Consider the following 20,526-nt stretch of genomic DNA (forward strand, 5'->3'; position numbering starts at 1 on the left):
GGCGGGAGGGATCAGCCGAACAGGATCGCGGCCTCGTCGTAGCGGTTCTGAGGCACCACCTTGAGCGTGCCGAGAGCCTCCTCGAACGAGACGTGCACGATGTCCGTGCCGCGTAGCGCGACCATCCGGCCCCACAGCCCCTCCAGGACGGAGTCGCTGGCCGCCATGCCGAGTCGCGTCGCGAGCACGCGGTCGTACGCCGACGGGGTGCCGCCGCGCTGGATGTGCCCGAGTGTCGTGGCGCGGGTCTCGATGCCGGTGAGCTCTTCGATGAGCGGTGCGAGACGCTCGCCGATGCCGCCCAGGCGCGGCCGGCCGAAGGCGTCCAGCCCTCGTTCGGAGTGGGCGTCGTCCTCTTCGTCGGGCACGAATCCCTCGGCGACCACGACGAGCGGCGCCCGGCCGCGGTCGTACGCCGATCGCACCCACTCGGCGAGCTGCTCGACACTCGTCTTCTGCTCGGGGATCAGGATCGCGTGCGCGCCGGCCGCCATCCCGGAGTGCAGGGCGATCCACCCCACGTGGCGGCCCATCACCTCCGCGACCATGCACCGGCTGTGGGACTCACCCGTCGTGCGGAGCCGGTCCATCGCGTCGACGGCGATCTGGACGGCGGTGTCGAAGCCGAACGTGTAGTCGGTGGCGCCGAGATCGTTGTCGACCGTCTTCGGGACGCCGACGATCTTGAGGCCCGCGTCGGTGAGACGCTTGGCCGCCGCGAGCGTGCCCTCGCCTCCGATGGCGATCATGGCGTCGATGCCGCGGCGCTTGAGGTTCTCGGTGATGCGCTCGACTCCGCCGTTTCCCTCGAAGGGGTTCGTCCGGGAGGTTCCCAGGATCGTGCCGCCCTGCTTGGAGATGCCCTGGATGTCTTTTCGGCCGAGCGGGACGACGTCGTTCTCGACCACGCCTCTCCAGCCGTCGCGGAACCCGACGAACTCCTGGCCGTTGATCTGCACGCCCTTGAGGACGGCACCGCGGATGACCGCGTTGAGGCCGGGGCAGTCGCCGCCCGAGGTGAGGATTCCGATTCGCATCTTTGCACTCCGTCGATCGCTTGCGGTGGCTCGATCCATCAGTCGTCGAGGAGCCGCGGTGGATCCATCATGTCGTACCGACGACCTAGGATCGACTTGATGGCGAGCCCTTCCGACAACGACCCGGCGCTTCAGCGGTTCCGCCGCGGCGCCGGCACCCGCGTGGGTCCTCCCGGGCCGCCACCGGTCCCCGGGGGCTACCGCCCACCCGGCGTTCAGCCGCCGGCCGAGACGCAGTCCGTCGCGCCCCGATCGGGCGAGCCGATCGCGCCGGGTACCGTTCCCGGTTGGCCGGCCACCCCCGATCCTGCTCGAGCAGAGCCGCTCTTCGGTGAACTCCTGGGCCCTCCGCCGGCCGTCGAGCCGGGCGAAGCCGAGCCGCTCTACGACGCCCCGTCGCCGTCGTGGCCTCCCGTCGACGACGACCCCGGTCGAGGTTCGGGCATCGCGTCGATCGTGGTGGGTTTCTTCGTCGGGATCGTCGGCCTGTTCATCGGCGTCTACTCGGTCCACCGCTCTCGCGAGGTCGGCCGAGCGGGTGTGCTCGGGTTCGTCGGAGTCCTGGTATCGCTCCTGAGCATCTTCGTCGTCGGTGCGATCGGGCTCTCCTGGGTGCGCTACGAGGTCGACGTCGCGCAGCAGTGCTCCCTGGTGGGGCCCGGGCACTACCTCACCCAGTCGGGCTCCGAGGTCACCTGCCGCTGACCCCGGCGGCTGCTACAGCGAGATCGTCTCGTTGTCGCCGACGTTCTTCGGGTGCCCGCCCGTGGCCGCGGCCTTGGCGTACTTGAGCAGGGTCACGGCCTTCGGCTCGGTGCTGGTCCACGACTCGACGGTGTGGGCGTCCACCTCGAGGAGCGCGACCTGCGGGTCGTCGCGGCCCTGGTCGAACCAGGCCTCGGCGCCGGTGTTCCAGAGCTGGTCGATCTTCGCGGAATCGGTGGTGAGAACCGCCGTCCCCGAGATGGACAGCCAGCCCTTCGACGTCTCGACGCCCACGTTCACCTGCGGGTTCGCATCGATGTCGTGGACCTTGGGGCTGTCTTTCGCGACGAAGAAGTACACCGAGCCGTCGAAGTCGCGGTCGACCAGGGCCAGGGGCCGGCTGACGAGGTGCCCTTCGGCGTCGAGCGTGGTGAGGAGTCCGATGCGGGCCTTGTCGAGGACATCGGCGACTGTCTTGATCTCTTCTGCTGTAGCGGTCATGCCGCGGACGCTACGCTGCGGCGGCGTGCGCGGCGCACAGGATGCGCTCACCGTCGTGTACCCCCGCCACACGGCAGACGACGAGCTGTTCGCGGCACTGCGGATCCGCGCAGTTCTGCAGGTGCGAGCTCGGAGCCCCGCAGACGACGCAGGATGCCAGGACCGCCGCGTGGTCGCTGAACTCCACTTCGCCGCGCTTGTCGAAGACATACAGCGAGCCCTCCCACAGTCCGTCGTCGCCGAAGCGCTCGCCGTAGCGGACGATGCCGCCGTCGAGCTGATAGACCTCGCGGAACCCTCGGTCGATCATGAGCGACGTGAGCACCTCGCAGCGCACGCCGCCGGTGCAGTAGGTGACGACCGGACGATCCTTGAGGTGGTCGTAGCGGCCCGAGTCGAGCTCCGCCACGAACTCCCGAGTGTTCTGGACGTCGGGCACGACCGCACCCCGAAAGCGCCCGATCCGGGCCTCGAACTCGTTCCGCCCGTCGAAGAACGTGACGTCTTCGCGCGCGGTCAGCTCGTGGAGCTGCTCCGGGTCGAGACGCGTGCCGCCGCCGACGACGCCGTGCTCGTCGACGCGCAGCTCGCCCGGCGCGCCGAAGCTGACGATCTCGTCGCGGACCTTCACGCTCAGCCGGGGAAGTCGTCGCCGCGCCCCTCGCTCCACTTCGCGTCGAGGTCTTTGAACGGGGCGTACTCCCGAGTCTTCCGGAGATAGCGCTTGACGTTCGGGAGGTCGCCGCCGACGGTGCCGTTGAGGCCGTCCTTCGAGATGACGATGCGGCCGACGAGGCCGAGCGACTCGCAGAGGTCGCGCTGCCAGAGCCGGATCGCCTCGGGATCAGCGAGTGGCGTGAACACGTAGTAGAGCAGGATCTTCGGGGTCGCCACACCCGGAAGTCTAACTTCCCGAGAGGAGACCGGGCCCCTATAGTGTATGAAATGTAAATGTCGCACGACGGGCGACGGCTAGGGGGAGGCCCATGATCAGCGTGTGCAGGTCGCGTACCAGCCCGAACGGGAGCGCTCGATGAGCCCCGTGCCTTCTGTCGCAGCGCGCTCGAAATCGCGCGAGTTGCTCAGCGACAGTGTTCGGCGGCGACTCCTCGGGTCCATCCTCGACGGAACCCTCGTCGCCGGCGAACGCCTTCACGACGAGCAGCTCGTGGCCTGGCTCGGTGTCTCACGCACCCCGATCCGCACGGCGCTCGAACGACTGGCCGAGATCGGGCTCATCGAGATGGAGCCCAATCGCTTCACTCGCGTAGCCGTGCCGTCGCTCGCCGGTCTCGTCCAGGCGCTCGAAGTCCACGCGGCACTGACCGTCTCCGCCGTCGAAGGCGTCGTGTCCCGCCTCGACGACGCTGCCGTCGTCGAGTTTCGCCGACGACTGGCGCCCGTCGTCGAGCTGGGCCGGGAGCACGGCCCGGCCTGCTGGCAACCCGACGACCTCGCCTCGGTCGACCGGGTCCTGTGCTTCTTCTCGCAGCGCGCGGGCAACCCTCTCCTCCTCGACCTCCTCCACGAGGTGCGCGTGCGGCTGGCCTTCTGCTTCGTCAACACCCCGGTGCCCGTCGATCGTTCCCTGGTGACCGGCTTCGCGGTCGAGATCCTGCGGGGTGTCGAGCGACGCGACGAGTCCGCCGTGGTCCGAGCCGTCGTCTCCCATCTCGGGGCCGCGGCGGTGGCCGGCGCACCCGGCGGCGCCGGCCTCGTCGATGCGAAGGGTGTCGGTCCCGACGGTTAGCCTGTCCGCATGTCCTCGATGGTCGTCGCCCCAGCCTCCGGTGGTCCGACGGCCGAGTTCCGCACGCGCTACGCCCCGCCCGAGCCCGTGCACCTGCACCAGACGCTCCGCGGGCTGTCGCGCGGGTCCGGTGATCCTGCGTACCGCGTCGTCGGGTCGACGATCTGGCGTGCCGTCCGCACACCCGTTGGGCCGGGCAGCCTCCGGCTCGTGCCGTCGTCGTCCGGCATCGAGGCGACGGCCTGGGGCGACGGCGCCGAGTGGCTCATCGACGGGGTGCCCGAGCTCCTCGGCGACGGCGACGACTGGTCGGGTCTCGACGTCTCCCGCAACGACTTCCTCGCCGACGCGCGTCGTCGGCTGCCCGGGCTGCGGCTCACGCGCACCAATCAGGTCGTGCAGATGCTCGTCCCCGCAGTGCTCGAACAGAAGGTGACGAGCACCGAGGCCTGGCGCGCGTGGCGGCAGCTGGTCCGGGCCCACGGAACACCCGCGCCCGGGCCGGCCCCCGAAGGGCTCGTCGTCCCACCCGACGCCGCCGGCTGGTCACGGATCCCGAGCTGGGAGTGGCACCGTGCCGGCGTCGGCCCCCAGCGCTCGGCGACCGTGATGCGCGTCTGCGCGGTCGCCGCCGGGCTCGAGCGCACGCTGAGCCTCGGGCGCGGAGGCGACGAGATCCAGAAGCGGCTGCGCTCCGTCGTCGGCGTCGGCGTGTGGACGGCGGCCGAGACCAGCCAGCGGGCGCACGGCGACGCCGACTCACCCAGTGTCGGCGACTACCACCTCCCGGCCCTCGTCGGCTGGGCGCTGATCGGCCGCCCCGTCGACGACGACGGCATGCTCGAACTGCTCGAGCCGTGGCGCGGCAACCGGGAGCGCGTGATGCGGCTCATCGGGGCGAGTGGGTTTCGTAAACCCCGCTTCGGGCCACGCCTCACAATCCAAGACCACCGACACCACTAGGCGTGGCAGGGTGCGTGAACTGCTCTGCCAGATGAGGCGTGGCAGATCGCGTGCCCTGCCACGCCTCAGTCGGAAGCGTCGTCTCCTATGGCGTCGAGGACGCGTTGTGAGAAAGCACGCAGCGACTCGCCCTCCTCGCCCAGCACGTCGACGAAGTAGCGCTTGATCGCCTCGTTGTGGCCGCGGCTCGACTCGAGCATCGCGCGGCGGCCGTCGGGAGTGAGCTCGACCCAGGTGCCGCGCGCATCGGAGTCGCACTCGCTGCGGCGCACCAGCCCGCGCTTCTCCATGCGCGTCACCTGGTGGCTGACGCGGCTCTTCTCCCAGCCGATCTGCTCGGCGATGTCCCGAACGCGAAGCCGACGATCGGCGCTCCGGCCGAGGCCGGCGAGGATCTCGTACTCCGGCGCCGACACGCCCGAGCCCTCGTAGAGGCGCACTTCGAGGGCGCGATCGAGGCGACGCCGCATCGCGTAGAAGGTGTCCCAGACGCTCCACTCGTCTTCGGTGAGCTGCTCGGCCATTCGCCCAGTGTAGAGACGGTGGCGCGGCATATCCTCGAAGCATGTCCGACGTGCGCTCCGCTGACCTCGCCACCGAGACCATCGAGACCGTTCGACGCTGGCTCGCTGCTTCCGAAGGGGCGAAGGTCGATCCGTCGGCCGCCCGACTGGCCGGGGTCCTTCGCGATCCTGCCGGCCTCGATTTCACGCTCGGGTTCGTCGACCGGGTCGTGCGGCCCGAAGATCTGCACGTCGCGGGCCGCAGTCTCGAAGAGCTGAGCCACTCCATCCCCTCGTTCCTGCCCTGGTTCCTCCGGGCGGCCATCTCGGCCGGCGGCAGCATGGCATCGGGGGCACCGTGGCCGACCGTTCCGATGGCGCGCCGGGCACTGCGGCGGATGGTCGAGCACCTCATCGTCGACGCCACGCCGTCCCGCCTCGGCGCCAGCCTCGCCAAGCTCCGCGCCGACGGGTCGCGGCTCAACCTCAACCTGCTGGGCGAGGCCGTCCTGGGTGACGACGAGTCCGACCGGCGGCTCCGAGGCACTCGCGATCTGCTGGCGCGCGACGACGTCGACTACGTGTCGATCAAGGTCAGCGCCGTCGCCAGCCAGCTCTCGCTCTGGGCGTTCGAAGAGACCAGCGACCGCCTGGTCGCGCGGCTGCTCCCCTCTTCGAGCTGGCCAGCGCCGCCGAGACGACCAAGTTCATCAACCTCGACATGGAGGAGTACCACGACCTCGATCTCACGATCGACGTCTTCACGCGCATCCTCGACACGCCCTCGATGCTGAAGCTCGAAGCCGGTATCGTCCTCCAGGCCTACCTGCCCGATGCGCTCGGGGCGCTGCAGCTCCTCACCGAGTGGTCGAGGGCGCGCGTCGCCCGCGGCGGGGCGCCGATCAAGGTGCGGGTCGTCAAGGGCGCCAATCTGGCGATGGAACGCGTCGACGCCTCGCTGCACGGCTGGCCGCTGGCCACCTGGTCGAGCAAGGTCGAGACCGACACCAACTACAAGCGCATGCTCAACTGGGCGCTCACCCTCGACAACGCGGCCGTCGTCAAGATCGGCATCGCGGGGCACAACCTCTTCGACGTCGCCTACGCGTGGAACCTCGCCAAGCGCCGCATGGTCACGGGCCGCGTCGACTTCGAGATGCTGCTCGGCATGGCGACCGCCCAGGCGGCTGCCGTCCGTGCCGACGTCGGGCAGCTGCTGCTCTACACGCCGGTCGTCCACCCGCACGAGTTCGACTCCGCCATCAGCTATCTCGTCCGCCGCCTCGAAGAGAACGCCTCGTCCGAGAACTTCCTCTCCGGCGCCTTCGACCTCGCCACCGACCCCGAGGTCTTCGACCGGGAGAAGTCGCGGTTCCTGGCTTCCCTGGCGGCTCTCGACGACCGCGTCCCTCGTCCGAACCGCCGACAGGATCGCTCTCGGCGACTCGACCTGGGAGCGCCGACCGCCGGATTCGTCAACGCGTCCGACACCGATCCCTCGCTCGAGGCGAACCGCACGTGGGGGCGCAAGATCCTGCGGCGCTCCGCCACCTCCGAGCTCGGCATCGAGACGATCGACGAAGCCTGGGTCGACGATCCCGGCCGCCTCGAAGAGGTCGTCGCAGGCGTCGCCGCGGCCGGCGTCGCCTGGGGGCGCGAAGACGGCGCCACCCGGGCCGAGCTCCTCGACCTCGTCGGACAGGGGCTCGCGGCGCACCGCGCCGAGCTCATCGAGGTGATGGCGTCCGAGACGGGCAAGACCATCGCCGAGGGCGATCCTGAGGTCAGCGAGGCGATCGACTTCGCCTTCTACTACGCCGAGCAGGCCCGGGCCCTCGACCGCGTCGAGGGAGCAGTCGCTGTTCCTCCGCGCCTCACGGTGGTCGCCCCGCCGTGGAACTTCCCGGTTTCGATCCCCGTCGGCGGCGTCCTCGCGGCACTCGCGGTCGGGAGCGGCGTGATCCTGAAGCCCGCCCCTCAGGCGCACCGGTCGGCCGCCGTCATCGCCGAGATCCTCTGGAAGTCGGGCGTGCCCAAGTCGCTCCTGGCCCTCGTCGACCTCGACGAGGGGTCGCTCGGCCGCGACCTCATCGCGCACCCGGCCGTCGACCGCGTCATCCTCACCGGCTCCTACGACACCGCGGCGCTCTTCCGCTCGTGGCGGCCCGACCTTCCGCTTCACGCCGAGACGAGTGGAAAGAACGCGATCGTCGTCACACCGTCCGCCGACCTCGACCTGGCGGTGGCCGACATCGTCCAGAGCGCTTTCGGCCACGCCGGCCAGAAGTGCTCGGCTGCGTCCCTCGTGATCCTGGTCGGCTCCGTCGCCGAGAGCGCGCGCTTCCGGCGCCAGCTCGTCGACGCGGTCTCGAGCCTGCGCGTCGGCTATCCCGACGTCCCCACGACCCGCATGGGGCCGCTGATCGATCCTCCGACCGGCAAACTCGAGCGGGGTCTCCGCACCCTGGCCGACGGCGAGTCCTGGCTGCTCAAGCCCGCGGCGCTCGACGACACCGACGTGCTCTGGAGCCCGGGCATTCGCGACGGCGTCACGCCGGGCAGCGAGTTCCACCTCACCGAGTACTTCGGGCCGGTTCTCGGCATCATGCACGCCTCGTCGCTGAGCGAGGCCATCGAGTGGCAGAACGCCGTCGACTACGGGCTCACCGCCGGCCTGCACGCCCTCGACGTCGACGAGATCGCGACCTGGTCGGACGCGGTCCAGGCCGGCAACCTCTACGTCAACCGCACCACGACGGGTGCCATCGTGCAGCGCCAGCCCTTCGGCGGCTGGAAGCGCTCGACGGTGGGCACCGGCGCGAAGGCCGGCGGCCCCAACCAGCTCGTCGGCCTCACGACCTGGCGGCGCAACAATCACGAGCCCACCTCGTCGCTCAGCCTGCACGGCGTGCCCGACGTCGGCGTCCGCGTCATCGAGGCGACCCGCTCGGTGCTCTCCTTCGGCGAGTTCGATTTCGTGCGATCGGGCAGCGCGAGCGATCTGCGCGCCTGGCAGGACGACTACGCAGGATCGCGTGATCCGTCGGCCCTCGAAAGCGAGCGCAACGTGTTCCGCTACCGCCCTCACCCCGTGATCCTGCGCCTCTCGACCGACGGTCGCATGGCCGATCTGGTGCGCCTCGTGGCTGCGGCTGCCGTAGCGGGCGCGCCTCTCTCGATCAGCAGCGCCCTTCCGCTCCCGGCCACCCTGGTGCAGTTGCTCCGCGGGGCGGACTCGCCCGTGCGCGTCGACGAGATCACGATCGAGAACGAGGGGCTCTGGCTGGCGCGCGCGTCGGCGGGCCTCCTGCAGGGGCAGGTCTCGGCTCCGGTCGAAGACGACCTCGCCCTGATCGAGCGAGCCACGCGAGACTCCGGCCTGCTTCAACTCGGTCTGCAGAACACGGTGGCGCTCGACCGCGCCGCCCTGCTGGAGGCCGACCCGACGACTCGTCTCGACGGCCCGGGGCCCGGCGTCTACCGCGGGCTGCGCGTGCGGCTGATCGGCGGCGATCCTGCAGCACTCGCCCGCGCGGTCGCGGGCAGCCCCGACGTCGCGATCTACGCCGACGAGGTCACCGAATCGGGGCGGATCGAACTGCTGCCGTTCCTGCACGAGCAGGCCGTGTCGCTCACCGCGCACCGGTTCGGCAACCCGGTCGCCGAGCTGGCGGCGTTGCGGCTGTAGCCGCCGCGCAGGCGGTCTCCGGCGAGGCGCGGGCGGGTTACGCGGGCTGGCGGTTGATGAGTTTGGAGAGCACGATCGCGCTGCGGGTGTGGTCGACGTTGGGGGCGTTGCGCACCCGCTCGAGGGCGCCCTCCAGGCTCGGGATGTCACGAGAGCGCATGTGGACGATGGCATCCGCGCTCCCGGTGACCGTGCCGGCGTCGACGACCTCGGGGACGGTGCTCAAGATCCGCTGCAACTCGGCGGGCGAAACGGTTCCGCGGCAGAACAGCTCGACGTACGCTTCCGTTGCGAGTCCGTCGACGGCGGGGTCGACCTGCACGGTGAACCCGCGGATCACGCCGTCGGAGACCATCCGGTCGACGCGGCGCTTGACGGCGGAGGCGCTGAGGCCCACCACGGCGCCGATGTCGCCGTAGCCCGCGCGGGCGTTCTGGCGCAGAAGGTCGATGATGCTGAAGTCGAGATTGTCCACGAGCAGACTGTACGGGATTTTGTTGCGCCGTTTTCTCGATTCTGCATGAATACTGCGTTCGACGCTGCCGAAATGCGCGTATTCCGTGTGAAACTGGCTGACGTGAGCATCGCTACCGAACCCCAGTCGACCGCCGTCCCGACCCGTGAGGCCTCCCACCGCACGATCCTGATGTGCCGCCCGGAGCACTTCACGGTCAGCTATCGGATCAATCCGTGGATGCACCCCGAAGACCCCACCGACACGTCGAGGGCCGTCGCCCAGTGGCAGACGCTCTACGACACGTACGTCTCCCTCGGCTTCGACGTGAAGCTCATCGAGCCGATCGACGGCCTGCCCGACATGGTCTACTCGGCCAACGGCGGGTTCGTGCTCGACGGGAAGGCGTACGGCGCCAGCTTCACCTACCCCGAGCGCCAGCCGGAGGGCCCCGCGTACATGGAGTGGTTCGCCGCCAACGGCTACGAGGTCTCGGTGCCCGAGCAGATCAACGAGGGCGAGGGCGACTTCCTCCTCGTCGGCGACGTGATCCTGGCGGGCACGGGCTTCCGCAGCGACTCGACGTCGCACGAAGAGTTGGCCCGCATCTTCGGTCGCGAGGTCATCACGCTCAAGCTGATCAATCCGAGCTTCTACCACCTCGACACCGCGATCGCCGTGCTCGACCCGGTGCCGGTCGACGGCCACAGCAACATCGCGTACCTCGAGAGCGCCTTCGACGAGCCGTCGCTCGCGATCCTGCGCGAACGCTATCCCGACGCCATCCTCGTGAGCGAGGAGGACGCCGCCATCCTCGGCCTCAACTCGTACTCCGACGGCTACAACGTCGTCATCGCCTCCCGCGCCACGGGCTTCGAGAAGCAGCTGCGCGAGCGCGGCTACAACCCCATCGGCGTCGACCTGTCCGAGCTGCTGCTCGGCGGTGGCGGCGTGAAGTGCTGCACCCTCGAGCTGCGGCGATGAGCACCGCCACCGGTTCCCGGTCGGCTTCGGCGATCGAGGTCGAAGACGGGGCGCTCGCGCACAACTACCATCCGCTGCCCGTCGTCGTGGCCACGGCCGAGGGTGCCTGGGTCACCGACGTCGAGGGCAAGCGCTACCTCGACTGCCTGGCCGCCTACTCGGCCGTCAACTTCGGGCACGGAAACCCTCGCCTCATCGACGCGGCCAAGGCGCAGCTCGATCGGGTCACGCTGACCAGTCGCGCCTTCCACAACGACCAGCTCGGCCCGTTCGCGGCGGAGCTCGCAGCACTTCTCCACAAAGAGATGGTGCTTCCGATGAACACGGGCGCGGAGGCCGTCGAGTCGGCGATCAAGGTGGCCCGTGCCTGGGGCTACCGGGTCAAGGGCGTGGCGCAGGATCACGCGAAGATCGTCGTGATGGACGGCAACTTCCACGGACGCACCACCACCATCATCAGCTTCTCGAACGATCCGGAGGCGCGAGCCGACTTCGGCCCGTACACGCCCGGCTTCGTCTCGGTGCCCTACGGCGACATCGACGCCCTCGCTGCCGCGATCGACGACGACACGGTCGCGGTGCTGCTGGAGCCGATCCAGGGAGAAGCGGGGGTCGTCGTCCCGCCGCCGGCATTCCTGCCCGCTGTCCGCTCTCTGGCCTCCGCCCGCAACGTGCTGATGATCGCCGACGAGATCCAGGCCGGGCTCGGTCGCACCGGTGCCACGGTCAGCTGCGACCTCGTCGACGTCGTGCCCGACCTCTATCTGCTGGGGAAGGCCCTGGGCGGCGGCATCGTGCCGGTGAGCGCGGTCGTGGGCGATCGCGATGTGCTCGGAGTGCTGCGGCCCGGCGAACACGGCTCGACGTTCGGCGGAAACCCGCTGGCCGCCGCAGTCGGCCTCGAGGTGGTCAGGATGCTCGGAACGGGAGAATGGCAGGATCGTGCCCGTGAACTGGGTGCCCGGCTCCGGTCCGGCCTCGACGCTCTCGCCGCGTCGGGCGCGGGTGTCGCCGAGGTTCGAGGCGCCGGCCTCTGGGTCGGCATCGACATCGACCCCGCCATCGGCAGCGGACGCGACGTCTGCGAGGGGCTCATGCGGCGCGGCGTCCTGGCGAAGGACACCCACGGCTCCACCATCCGGCTCGCGCCTCCGCTCGTGGTGACGAGCGACGAGCTCGACTGGGCCGTGGCGCAGCTGGCCGACACGCTGGAGGAACTCGGTCGCTAGGGTGTGCCTCAATTCGCCGCGGGTCGTAGGTGCCCTGGATCGCGCGAGCCGCGGCCGCGGGTTCCGTGAAGGCCGCGGGCGGCCTCCTGGGTCACCCGCCGTGCAGCTCACGAGACCGGACCGAACACGACCTCCGGCGAATTGAGAGACGCGCCCTCGTCGCGGCCCCGAGACGGCGCCGTCTGAGCAGACCACCGGATCACGTCCGCTCAGGCGGCGTCCTGCTGTCCCGGCGTGTCTTCGAGGCATGAATCACCAAGGCATATATACCGTATGTAGCGCATAGGATGCGCGGCCCGGCCGCTCTCCGGCCGGGTTTCGCGGGAGGTCGGGTACGGCCGGCCTCCCGCGCCGTCGTCAGGTCGGGTGTGTGGCGACGGGTGTGGCCCGGTGTCCGCGCTCTGCGCCGCCGACACGGGGTGGCCGGCCGAATTCTAAATAGGCACGGAGTCCAGCAACCGTCGTGGGAAGCACGACACGGGGGTGACTGGCCGGATGTCAAACCAGCACCGAGTCCAGCCGATTCCGTGCGAAGCACGGACATGCAAGTGGCTGGCCGGATGTTAAACCAGCACAGAGTCCAGCAACCGTCGTGCGAAGCACGACACGGGGGTGGCTGGCCGGATGTCAAACCAGCACCGAGCCCAGCCGATTCCGTGCGAAGCACGGACATGCAAGTGGCTGGCCGGATGTTAAACCAGCACCGAGTCCAGCAACCGTCGTGCGAAGCACGACACGGGGTGGCTGGACGCGGCATCGATCCGCGGACCTTTCGATTTTCAGTCGAACGCTCTACCAACTGAGCTACCCAGCCATGGCGACCCTGACCGGACTTGAACCGGCGACCTCCGCCGTGACAGGGCGGCGCGCTAACCAACTGCGCTACAGGGCCAAACTTGTGTTGCTGTTGTTCCTTCACTCATCGTACCGTGACCCCAACGGGATTCGAACCCGTGCTGCCGCCGTGAAAGGGCGGTGTCCTAGGCCACTAAACGATGGGGCCGTGAAAAGCGTGAAGGCGTTCCAGCAACCGAGGGACAAGCATACGGATCCCACCCGGAATTGCAAAATCCGCAGGATCCCCGGATTGCCGGGCCTCGAATCGAGCATTCCTCTCCTCCCCAATTGTGGGTACAACGGAGTTATCCACAGATGCGCCACACCGGCGGGGCAGAGGCTCCACATGCCCTGTCAGAGTTAGTTTCAAGCTGTTCTTGAGACTTTCAGACGAAGGTCTCCGGCCGGATGACGCCGACAGCCCAGGGAAAAGACCCCTTGGGCCGCTCGGCCTGCGTTGCTACTGTTGCTCGTGTTAACAGTGTGACGAGCCATCCGGTCACACCGTGACGACGATTCGGGATCCGATGACACTCTTCCTCCGCTCCGGCAAGCAAGCGCCCGCGACGACGGCCTCCGCCGCTCCTTCGGCGCGCTCTCGCCGGGTCCGTCGGCCGCGCGCGGGCACGGCCCTGCTGATGGCCGGTGCCGTCCTGATCTCGGGCGTCGTCCTCGGCACGCCCCTCGAGGCCAACGCCGCCGCGGTCACGTACCCGTCCTGGGCGGATGTCGCCGCGGCGGCCAAGAGCCAGTCGAAGAAGGCCGCCGAGATCGACAACATCAACAAGCTCCTGGTGCGACTCGCCGGCGACGTCAAGGCGAAGCAGGCGGTCGCCGTCCAGAAGGGCAAGGACCTCCAGCAGGCGCAACTGAATTACGACCAGCAGGAGAACACCAAGGCCAAACTGCAGGCGCAGGCCGACCAAGCGGGCAAGGTGGCCAAGGCGAGCGAGACGCGGGCCGGTCAGCTGGCCGCCCAGCTCGGGCGGTCGGGCAACAACAACATCAGCACCGACCTCATCGCCAACCCCGGCAAGGCGGGCAACCTGCTCTACAAGCTCGGCGCGATGAGCAAGCTCACCGAGCAGGCCAACGGCATCTACGCCCAGGCCGTGCAAGACCGCAACACGGCGCAGTCTCTGACCGACCAGGCCGAAGTCGCAGCCAAGGCCCTCGCCGCTCTCGCCGACAAGGCGCAGGCCGCCCTGGTCGACGCGCAGGCCGCCGCTGAGGCGGCCCAGACGGCCGTCGACGCCCAGAAGGCGAATGAGACCCGTCTGCAGGCTCAGCTCACCGCCATCAAGCACCAGCGCGCCCTCACCGAGCACCAGTACAACCTGGGCGTCGTCGCTCGGCAGAAGGCCGCCGCTGCGGCAGCCGCCCGCGCCGCGGCACTCGCCGCCAAGCAGGGCGGCGCCAACGGCATCGCCAACTCCCAGGGCTGGACCCGCCCTGCAGGCGGTTACATCACCAGCAGCTTCGGCATGCGCGTCGATCCCGTGACCGGCTCCTACACGCTGCATGCGGGCACCGACCTCGGCGCCTCCTGCGGTTCGAACATCTACGCGGCCCACTCCGGCACCGTGATCTACGCGGGTCCTTACGGCGGCTACGGCAACTTCGTGCTCCTCGACAACGGCGGCGGCATCGACACCGGCTACGGCCACATCGTCGACGGCGGCATCCACGTGGCCGTCGGCCAGAGCGTCAAAGTCGGACAGGTCATCGCCCAGGTCGGTTCCACCGGCTGGTCGACGGGCTGCCACCTCCATTTCGAGACCCGCCCCGGCGGCGTCGCAACCAATGCCGTGCCCTTCATGGCCGCCCGAGGAGTGACCCTGTAGTGAACATCCGCACACCCGAAACGTTCGTTCTGTGACGCCCCGGCGTCGCACACTGGGTGTGCTCATCGTTCTCTCCGTGTCGGCGGGCCTCGTGGCGACGTCGGCTGTCGGCCTCGTTGCGCCGGCGCAGGCCTCGCCTTACCCGTCCTGGTCCGACGTCCAGGCTGCAAAGGGCGACGAGGCCGCGGCGAAGAAGCAGATCGCGTCGATCGACGACGCCATCACGAGCCTCCAGCAGCGCGCTCAGTCGACCAGCGACTCCGTCTCCGGCGCGGGCGAGCGGTACCAGGTCGCGGTCCTGGCCGAGCAGAAGGCGAAGGCCGAGCTCGACGGCGTCGCCGCCGAGAAGAAGAAGGCGGCCGCGGCCGCGAAGGTGTCGCAAGAGCGCGTCGGTCAGCTCGTCGCAGAGCTCTCGCACGAGGGCGGCGGCCAGCTCACGGTGACGATGCTCACCGAGTCGAGCCACGCCTCCGACCTGCTCTACCAGCTCGGCACGATGACCAACCTCACGTCACGCACCACGAGCCTCCTGCAGCAGGCCCGCCAAGACCAGAACCTCGCCACGGCTCTCAGCGACCAGGCCGCCGCCGCCCAGAAGGCGCTGTCCAAGCGCACGCAGGCCGCCGCCGCCGCTCTCAAGCAGGCCAACTCTCTGGCCGACACGGCCGCGGCAGCGCTCGCGAACCAGCAGAAGAACCAGTCGCAGCTGATCGCGCAGGTCGCGTACCTCCGGGGCACGACGGCCCAGGTCGAGGAGAAGTACTACGCGGGCGTGGCCGCTGGGTCGGCGGGCGACACGACTCCCGTCGTCCCCGGCAAGACCTCCTCCGGTTCCGGTGCGGGCAGCGCGACGAACTCGGGCACGGGCACCGCTCCGAGCAAGGGCGCCTCGCCCAGCAAGGCCGCGAGCCCGCCCAAGGCTCCGGCGCCGAGCCACTCGTCGAACCCGGCACCGTCCAAGCCGAGCGCGCCCGCACCGCCCACACCGACGCCGCCGAAGCCCACGCCGCCGTCCTCCGGTTCCTCCGCGGCGATCAACACGGCGGTGGCGTTCGCCAGGGCTCAGCTCGGCAAGACCTACGTGTTCGGCGGCGCCGGTCCGAACGTCTGGGACTGCTCGGGGCTGATGATGGGCTCCTACTCGGCGGCCGGCGTCTACATCGGCGGTCACTCGGTGCGCTACCAGTACGACTACCTCCAGGGCGAAGGCCGACTCGTGCCGATCTCGAGCATGAGGGTCGGCGACATCATCTTCTATCACAACGCGACCGACGGCATGTACCACGACGCCATGTACGTGGGAGGCGGCAGCATGCTCGAGGCCCCGAACCCCAACGCCAAGGTGCGCATCGTCGCCGTCCGCTACTTCGAGCTCTACGCGGTCGGGCGCCCGGTGGGCTGACGCCCGGTGGGCTGACATCGGCTTGGCCTGACGCCGGCGTGGCCTGCCGTCGGCGTGGCCTGCCGCCCGATGGCCCGCCGCCCGTCCGCGCGGCTCAACGACGAATGCACCCGATCCCTCGGGTGCATTCGCCGTGTCGCAGAGGAAGGGTCAGTGACCGCCTTCCTCCTCCAGCTTCTTGAAACCGGCCTCGACGATGGCCTCGGCCTCAGCCGCGTCGCCCCACCCTTCGGTCTTGACCCACTTGCCGGGCTCGAGGTCTTTGTAGCGCTCGAAGAAGTGCGCGATCTCGGCCTTGGTCTGCTCCGGGACGTCGTCGATGTCCTGGATGTGCTGCCAGCGGGGGTCCTTCGCCGGGACGACGAGCACCTTGGCGTCGGAGCCGGCCTCGTCGGTCATGTTGAAGACGCCGACCGGGCGCACCGAGACGCCGACGCCCGGGAACACCGGGTACTCGAGCAGGACCAGCGCGTCGACGGGGTCGCCGTCGAGGCCCAGGGTGTTCTCGAAGTAGCCGTAGTCGGTCGGGTAGACGAACGAGGTGAAGAGCACGCGGTCGAGGTACACGCGGCCTGTCTCGTGGTCGACCTCGTACTTGTTGCGGGACCCCTTGGGGATTTCGACGACGACGTCGTACGCGGTCATGACTGCTCCTTGGTGCGTGAGAGGTGTGTGAGAAGTGTGAAGGGCGCGTGATGCGCCGCAGGTAACGTTACAAGATGCCCAGCCGCCCTCGCCTGACCCCCGCCATCGCCGACGTGCGCCGAGCCGCGCGCGAGCCGCTGGTCGCGATCGCAGCCGAGAGGGCGCAGGATCCTGCCCTCGCTGCAGAAGCGGACGTCCTGGTCGCGCTCAGCGGAGGCCCCGATTCGCTGGCGCTCGCCGCGGCGGTGGCGTTCGAAGCACCGCGTGCGGGCGTGCGGGCCGGGGCCGTCGTCGTCGACCACGGCCTTCAGGAGGGGTCCGCCGACGTCGCGGCCCGGGCGGCAGAGCAGGCCGCCCTCCTCGGCCTGGCGCCGGTGCTCGTGAAACGGGTGGCCGTGGGGCGCCGAGGCGGCCCGGAGGCCGCGGCCCGCACGGCCAGGTACGCCGCGCTCGAGGAGGCCGCCCGCGAGTCGGGAGCGCTCTCGATCCTGCTCGCCCACACGCTCGACGACCAGGCCGAGACCGTGCTGCTCGGGCTGGCTCGCGGCAGCGGTCCCACCAGCCTGCAGGGCATGGAGCCGCGGTCCGGCCGGTTCGCGCGTCCGCTGCTCGGCGTGCGGCGCGAGACCACGCACGCCTTCTGCGCCGACTCGGGGCTCGAGGCCTGGCAGGATCCCCAGAACCACGACACCGCGTTCCGTCGAGTCCGTCTGCGCGCGACCGTTCTGCCAATGCTCGAGCGCGAGCTCGGCCCGGGCATCGCCGAGGCGCTCGCGCGGACGGCCGACCAGCTGCGCGAAGACTCCGCGGCGCTCGACCACTTCGCCGAGGAGCAGGCGGAGGAGCTCGCGGACCACGCCGAGGCCGGGATCTCGCTCAGCGTCTCGGGGCTGGCGGCGAATCCCGCGGCGCTGCGTCAGCGACTCATCCGGCTGGCCGTCGAGAGCGAGTTCGCCGTCTCGCTGTCGAGGGCCCAGACCCTCGAGGTCGCTCGGCTGGTGACCGACTGGCACGGGCAGGGGCCCGTGTCGCTGCCGGGCGTTACAGTGGTCAGACGCGGCGGGATCCTGCATTTCGAGGCCGTCGCCACGCCCACCGCCGACTGACACCCCACCACGAGAAGCAGGCAATGGAAACCAGCGACATCGAGGGCGACCTCTCTTCGATCCTCTACACCGAGGAGCAGATCCACGCGAAGATCGCCGAGGTCGCGCGCCTCGTCGAGCGCGACTACGCCGGGCGCGATCCCCTGCTCGTCGGTGTGCTGAAGGGCGCCGTCATGGTGATGGCCGACTTCGCTCGCGAGCTGCGCATCCCCGCCACGATGGACTGGATGGCGGTGTCGTCGTACGGCTCCGGCACGAAGTCGTCCGGGGTGGTCCGCATCCTGAAAGACCTCGACTCCGATCTCCACGGTCGCGACGTCATCATCGTCGAAGACATCATCGACTCCGGCCTGACGCTCTCCTGGTTGCTCGGCAACCTGCGCGGCCGCGGTGCCGCGTCGGTCGAGATCTTCGCTCTCCTGCGCAAGCCGGAGGCCGCGACCGTCGAGGTCGACGTGAAGTACGCCGGCTTCGAGATCCCCAACGAGTTCGTCGTCGGCTACGGTCTCGACTTCGACGAGCGGTACCGCAACCTCCGCGCCATCGGCATCCTCGCTCCGCACGTCTACTCCTGAGCGAAGACGGGCGAAAAGACCGGTTCAGGCAAACCCGGTTATTCCTACGGCGAACACCCACTTGCCTGCAAGGCGCGGGGAGGTAACCTTCAACTCACGTTCTTCCTGCAGAAAGGTATCGGGCCGCCGCCCGGATCTCTATGGACTTCAAGCGCTTATTCCGCGGCCCGTACCTCTACGTGCTCATCGCTCTGATCGGCATCGGCATCGGCTGGAGCCTCATCAGCGCCGGCGGCACGACCAAGATCACCACGCAGCAGGGTCTCGAAGACCTCTCCAGTGGCAAGGTCTCGTCGGCCCAGATCTACAGCAACGAGCAGCGCGTCGACCTCAAGCTCGACGACAACACGACCGCGCAGTTCTACTACGCGACGCCGCGCGGTGACGAGGTGGTCAAGGCCGTCAGCGACGCCAAGCTCTCGACCGGCAAGACGGGCGGCTACGACGACGTCGTCACCCAGTCGAACTTCTTCGTGTCGCTGCTCCAGGTGCTCCTGCCCTTCCTGATCATCGGTGCGCTGTTCTGGTTCCTGCTCTCGAGCATGCAGGGCGGCGGCAGCAAGGTCATGCAGTTCGGCAAGTCGCGCGCCAAGCTCAACAACAAGGAGACCCCGCAGGTGTCGTTCCACGACGTCGCGGGCGCTGACGAGGCGATCGAAGAGCTCGAAGAGATCAAAGACTTCCTGAAAGAGCCGGCCAAGTTCCAGGCCGTCGGCGCTCGGATCCCGAAGGGCGTGCTGCTGTACGGCCCTCCCGGCACGGGTAAGACCCTGCTCGCCCGCGCCGTCGCCGGCGAGGCCGGGGTGCCGTTCTTCTCGATCTCCGGTTCGGACTTCGTCGAGATGTTCGTCGGTGTCGGCGCGAGCCGCGTCCGCGACCTCTTCGAACAGGCCAAGCAGAACAGCCCCGCCATCATCTTCATCGACGAGATCGACGCCGTCGGCCGGCACCGCGGTGCGGGCATCGGCGGCGGCAACGACGAGCGCGAGCAGACCCTGAACCAGCTCCTGGTCGAGATGGACGGCTTCGACGTCAAGACGAACGTCATCCTGATCGCCGCGACCAACCGTCCCGACGTCCTCGATCCCGCCCTCCTCCGCCCCGGTCGCTTCGACCGCCAGATCGGTGTCGACGCACCCGGTCTCGAAGGTCGCAAGCAGATCCTCGAGGTCCACGGCAAGGGCAAGCCCCTCTCCGCCAACGTCAACCTCGAGGTCCTGGCCCGCAAGACTCCCGGTTTCACCGGTGCCGATCTGGCCAACGTCCTCAACGAGGCTGCCCTCCTCACGGCGCGCAGCAATGCTCAGCTCATCGACAACCGCGCTCTCGACGAGGCGGTGGACCGCGTCATGGCCGGCCCGCAGCGTCGCAGCCGCGTGATGAAAGACAGCGAGAAGCTGATCACGGCCTACCACGAGGGTGGTCACGCTCTGGCCGCCGCCGCGATGCGCCACACCGACCCGGTCACCAAGATCACGATTTTGCCTCGCGGTCGCGCACTCGGCTACACGATGGTGCTGCCGCTCGAAGACAAGTACTCCGTCACCCGCAACGAGCTCCTCGATCAGTTGAGCTACGCCATGGGAGGCCGCGTCGCGGAAGAGATCGTCTTCCACGACCCGACCACCGGCGCCTCGAACGACATCGAGAAGGCCACCTCCACGGCCCGCAAGATGGTCACCGAGTACGGCATGAGCACCAAGGTCGGCTCCGTGAAGCTCGGGCAGGGTTCCGGCGAGCAGTTCATGGGCCGTGACATGGGCGAGCGCGACTATTCGGAGAAGATCGCCGAAACGGTCGACGCCGAGGTGCGCGTCCTCCTCGAGCAGGCTCACGACGAGGCGTGGCAGGTCATCAACGACAACCGCGACATCCTCGACAGGCTGGCTGCGCTGCTCCTCGAGAAAGAGACCCTCGACCACGACGAGTTGGCCGACATCTTCAAAGACGTCAAGAAGCTTCCCGAGCGTCCCGAGTGGCTGTCCAGCTCGAAGCGCCCGTCGTCGAACCTTCCCGCGATCCAGATCCCGTCTCGCATCCCGGTCGACGCCGGGGCCGTCGACGGCGGCATCGATTCCGAGCCGACCGCCAAGCCTGCCCGCAAGCGTCCTCCGCGCACCACCCCCGGCATCGCTCCCGCCTAGGCCGTGAGCGACCAGACTCGCAGAGAGGCGATTCGCGGGGCGCACCGAGCCCCCGCGGAGCCCGAGCCCGGCCCCGCGTCGGACTCGGGCGCGCCGCGCGTCTCACACGCAGCCACGTCCGTCGACCTCGATCCCGAGGTCGAGAAGACGTGGCTTCGT

The 20,526-nt window shown here is 69.2% G+C and carries 17 protein-coding genes, 3 tRNA genes and 1 pseudogene; 12 read left to right on the plus strand and 9 right to left on the minus strand.

The genetic code is table 11. The annotated features are described in order from the left end of the window. Positions 1 to 11 precede the first annotated feature (11 nt). Positions 12 to 1,037 carry a 6-phosphofructokinase gene (locus tag QUE79_RS05045; protein ID WP_286345715.1) on the minus strand — a complete coding sequence of 342 codons (1,026 nt, stop codon included), beginning with the start codon at positions 1,035 to 1,037 and terminating at the stop codon, positions 12 to 14. Between the two features lie 99 nt (positions 1,038 to 1,136). On the opposite strand from QUE79_RS05045, the gene QUE79_RS05050 reads away from it, so the two are divergent. Further along, a complete protein-coding gene (locus QUE79_RS05050; RefSeq protein ID WP_286345716.1) occupies positions 1,137 to 1,742 on the plus strand; it encodes a hypothetical protein in 606 nt (201 codons plus the stop codon). A 12-nt stretch (positions 1,743 to 1,754) separates the two neighbouring features. On the opposite strand, the gene QUE79_RS05055 is transcribed toward QUE79_RS05050, so the two are convergent. Both QUE79_RS05055 and trhO read right to left on the minus strand, forming a co-directional pair. After that, positions 1,755 to 2,243 carry a pyridoxamine 5'-phosphate oxidase family protein gene (locus QUE79_RS05055; protein WP_286345717.1) on the minus strand — a complete coding sequence of 163 codons (489 nt, stop codon included), beginning with the start codon at positions 2,241 to 2,243 and terminating at the stop codon, positions 1,755 to 1,757. A gap of 10 nt (positions 2,244 to 2,253) precedes the next feature. Beyond that, positions 2,254 to 3,137 (minus strand): annotated as a pseudogene (gene trhO, locus QUE79_RS05060) (oxygen-dependent tRNA uridine(34) hydroxylase TrhO). 148 nt (positions 3,138 to 3,285) lie between these two features. On the opposite strand from trhO, the gene QUE79_RS05065 reads away from it, so the two are divergent. Then, a complete protein-coding gene (locus tag QUE79_RS05065; RefSeq protein ID WP_286345718.1) occupies positions 3,286 to 3,993 on the plus strand; it encodes a GntR family transcriptional regulator in 708 nt (235 codons plus the stop codon). A 9-nt stretch (positions 3,994 to 4,002) separates the two neighbouring features. Then, a complete protein-coding gene (locus QUE79_RS05070) occupies positions 4,003 to 4,956 on the plus strand; it encodes a DNA-3-methyladenine glycosylase family protein (protein WP_286345719.1) in 954 nt (317 codons plus the stop codon). A 65-nt stretch (positions 4,957 to 5,021) separates the two neighbouring features. Here the strand turns inward: QUE79_RS05070 and QUE79_RS05075 are convergent, their stop codons facing one another. Continuing rightward, on the minus strand, positions 5,022 to 5,480 hold the full coding sequence (locus tag QUE79_RS05075) for a MarR family winged helix-turn-helix transcriptional regulator (RefSeq protein ID WP_286345720.1): 459 nt from the start codon (positions 5,478 to 5,480) through the stop codon (positions 5,022 to 5,024). A 41-nt stretch (positions 5,481 to 5,521) separates the two neighbouring features. Between QUE79_RS05075 and QUE79_RS26105 the strand changes: the two genes are divergently transcribed. Together QUE79_RS26105 and QUE79_RS05080 are read left to right on the plus strand one after the other, a co-directional pair. After that, complete coding sequence (locus tag QUE79_RS26105) at positions 5,522 to 6,253, plus strand: proline dehydrogenase family protein (protein ID WP_434011033.1); 732 nt, start codon at positions 5,522 to 5,524, stop codon at positions 6,251 to 6,253. Then, complete coding sequence (locus QUE79_RS05080) at positions 6,181 to 9,147, plus strand: bifunctional proline dehydrogenase/L-glutamate gamma-semialdehyde dehydrogenase (RefSeq protein WP_434011034.1); 2,967 nt, start codon at positions 6,181 to 6,183, stop codon at positions 9,145 to 9,147. The genes QUE79_RS26105 and QUE79_RS05080 overlap by 73 nt, the downstream gene beginning before the upstream one ends. Positions 9,148 to 9,184: 37 nt before the next feature. On the opposite strand, the gene QUE79_RS05085 is transcribed toward QUE79_RS05080, so the two are convergent. After that, positions 9,185 to 9,622, minus strand: a complete 438-nt coding sequence (locus tag QUE79_RS05085) for an Lrp/AsnC family transcriptional regulator (RefSeq protein ID WP_286345721.1) — start codon at positions 9,620 to 9,622, stop codon at positions 9,185 to 9,187. A 72-nt stretch (positions 9,623 to 9,694) separates the two neighbouring features. On the opposite strand from QUE79_RS05085, the gene ddaH reads away from it, so the two are divergent. Together ddaH and rocD are read left to right on the plus strand one after the other, a co-directional pair. Beyond that, positions 9,695 to 10,585, plus strand: a complete 891-nt coding sequence (ddaH, locus tag QUE79_RS05090) for a dimethylargininase (protein ID WP_350271640.1) — start codon at positions 9,695 to 9,697, stop codon at positions 10,583 to 10,585. Continuing rightward, entirely contained in the window at positions 10,582 to 11,814 is a 1,233-nt protein-coding gene (gene rocD / locus QUE79_RS05095) for an ornithine--oxo-acid transaminase (RefSeq protein ID WP_286345722.1), read from the plus strand. The genes ddaH and rocD overlap by 4 nt, the downstream gene beginning before the upstream one ends. 741 nt (positions 11,815 to 12,555) lie before the next feature. Here the strand turns inward: rocD and QUE79_RS05100 are convergent. The 3 genes from QUE79_RS05100 to QUE79_RS05110 all read right to left on the minus strand — a co-directional run bounded on the left by QUE79_RS05100 (position 12,556) and on the right by QUE79_RS05110 (position 12,817). Continuing rightward, positions 12,556 to 12,628, minus strand: a tRNA-Phe gene (locus tag QUE79_RS05100). A 1-nt stretch (position 12,629) separates the two neighbouring features. Further along, positions 12,630 to 12,706: transfer RNA gene (locus QUE79_RS05105), tRNA-Asp, on the minus strand. A gap of 38 nt (positions 12,707 to 12,744) precedes the next feature. Then, a tRNA-Glu gene (locus tag QUE79_RS05110) sits at positions 12,745 to 12,817 on the minus strand. Between the two features lie 361 nt (positions 12,818 to 13,178). Here QUE79_RS05110 and QUE79_RS05115 point away from each other — a divergent pair. Together QUE79_RS05115 and QUE79_RS05120 are read left to right on the plus strand one after the other, a co-directional pair. Continuing rightward, on the plus strand, positions 13,179 to 14,495 hold the full coding sequence (locus tag QUE79_RS05115; protein ID WP_286345723.1) for a M23 family metallopeptidase: 1,317 nt from the start codon (positions 13,179 to 13,181) through the stop codon (positions 14,493 to 14,495). Between the two features lie 58 nt (positions 14,496 to 14,553). After that, entirely contained in the window at positions 14,554 to 15,897 is a 1,344-nt protein-coding gene (locus QUE79_RS05120; RefSeq protein WP_286345724.1) for a C40 family peptidase, read from the plus strand. Positions 15,898 to 16,047: 150 nt separating this feature from the next. Here QUE79_RS05120 and QUE79_RS05125 read toward each other — a convergent pair whose 3' ends face one another. Beyond that, complete coding sequence (locus QUE79_RS05125) at positions 16,048 to 16,542, minus strand: inorganic diphosphatase (RefSeq protein WP_286345725.1); 495 nt, start codon at positions 16,540 to 16,542, stop codon at positions 16,048 to 16,050. 74 nt (positions 16,543 to 16,616) lie between these two features. On the opposite strand from QUE79_RS05125, the gene tilS reads away from it, so the two are divergent. The 3 genes from tilS (at position 16,617) to ftsH (ending at position 20,367) form a co-directional block, all read left to right on the plus strand. Beyond that, positions 16,617 to 17,648, plus strand: a complete 1,032-nt coding sequence (gene tilS, locus QUE79_RS05130) for a tRNA lysidine(34) synthetase TilS (RefSeq protein WP_286345726.1) — start codon at positions 16,617 to 16,619, stop codon at positions 17,646 to 17,648. Between the two features lie 23 nt (positions 17,649 to 17,671). After that, on the plus strand, positions 17,672 to 18,223 hold the full coding sequence (hpt, locus tag QUE79_RS05135) for a hypoxanthine phosphoribosyltransferase (RefSeq protein ID WP_286345727.1): 552 nt from the start codon (positions 17,672 to 17,674) through the stop codon (positions 18,221 to 18,223). Positions 18,224 to 18,363: 140 nt separating this feature from the next. After that, on the plus strand, positions 18,364 to 20,367 hold the full coding sequence (gene ftsH / locus QUE79_RS05140) for an ATP-dependent zinc metalloprotease FtsH (RefSeq protein WP_286345728.1): 2,004 nt from the start codon (positions 18,364 to 18,366) through the stop codon (positions 20,365 to 20,367). Positions 20,368 to 20,526 lie beyond the last annotated feature (159 nt).

It is taken from the genome of Frondihabitans sucicola, assembly GCF_030296615.1.
In the GTDB taxonomy this organism is placed as follows: Bacteria; Actinomycetota; Actinomycetes; order Actinomycetales; family Microbacteriaceae; genus Frondihabitans; species Frondihabitans sucicola.

Coding starts and splice junctions, on each gene's coding strand:
- QUE79_RS05045 (WP_286345715.1), bottom strand. CDS start 1,037: ATGCGAATCGGAATCCTCACCTCGGGCGGCGACTGCCCCGGCCTCAAC.
- QUE79_RS05050 (WP_286345716.1), top strand. CDS start 1,137: ATGGCGAGCCCTTCCGACAACGACCCGGCGCTTCAGCGGTTCCGCCGC.
- QUE79_RS05055 (WP_286345717.1), bottom strand. CDS start 2,243: ATGACCGCTACAGCAGAAGAGATCAAGACAGTCGCCGATGTCCTCGAC.
- QUE79_RS05070 (WP_286345719.1), top strand. CDS start 4,003: ATGTCCTCGATGGTCGTCGCCCCAGCCTCCGGTGGTCCGACGGCCGAG.
- QUE79_RS05075 (WP_286345720.1), bottom strand. CDS start 5,480: ATGGCCGAGCAGCTCACCGAAGACGAGTGGAGCGTCTGGGACACCTTC.
- QUE79_RS26105 (WP_434011033.1), top strand. CDS start 5,522: ATGTCCGACGTGCGCTCCGCTGACCTCGCCACCGAGACCATCGAGACC.
- QUE79_RS05080 (WP_434011034.1), top strand. CDS start 6,181: ATGGAGGAGTACCACGACCTCGATCTCACGATCGACGTCTTCACGCGC.
- ddaH (WP_350271640.1), top strand. CDS start 9,695: ATGCGCGTATTCCGTGTGAAACTGGCTGACGTGAGCATCGCTACCGAA.
- rocD (WP_286345722.1), top strand. CDS start 10,582: ATGAGCACCGCCACCGGTTCCCGGTCGGCTTCGGCGATCGAGGTCGAA.
- QUE79_RS05115 (WP_286345723.1), top strand. CDS start 13,179: ATGACACTCTTCCTCCGCTCCGGCAAGCAAGCGCCCGCGACGACGGCC.
- QUE79_RS05125 (WP_286345725.1), bottom strand. CDS start 16,542: ATGACCGCGTACGACGTCGTCGTCGAAATCCCCAAGGGGTCCCGCAAC.
- tilS (WP_286345726.1), top strand. CDS start 16,617: ATGCCCAGCCGCCCTCGCCTGACCCCCGCCATCGCCGACGTGCGCCGA.
- hpt (WP_286345727.1), top strand. CDS start 17,672: ATGGAAACCAGCGACATCGAGGGCGACCTCTCTTCGATCCTCTACACC.
- ftsH (WP_286345728.1), top strand. CDS start 18,364: ATGGACTTCAAGCGCTTATTCCGCGGCCCGTACCTCTACGTGCTCATC.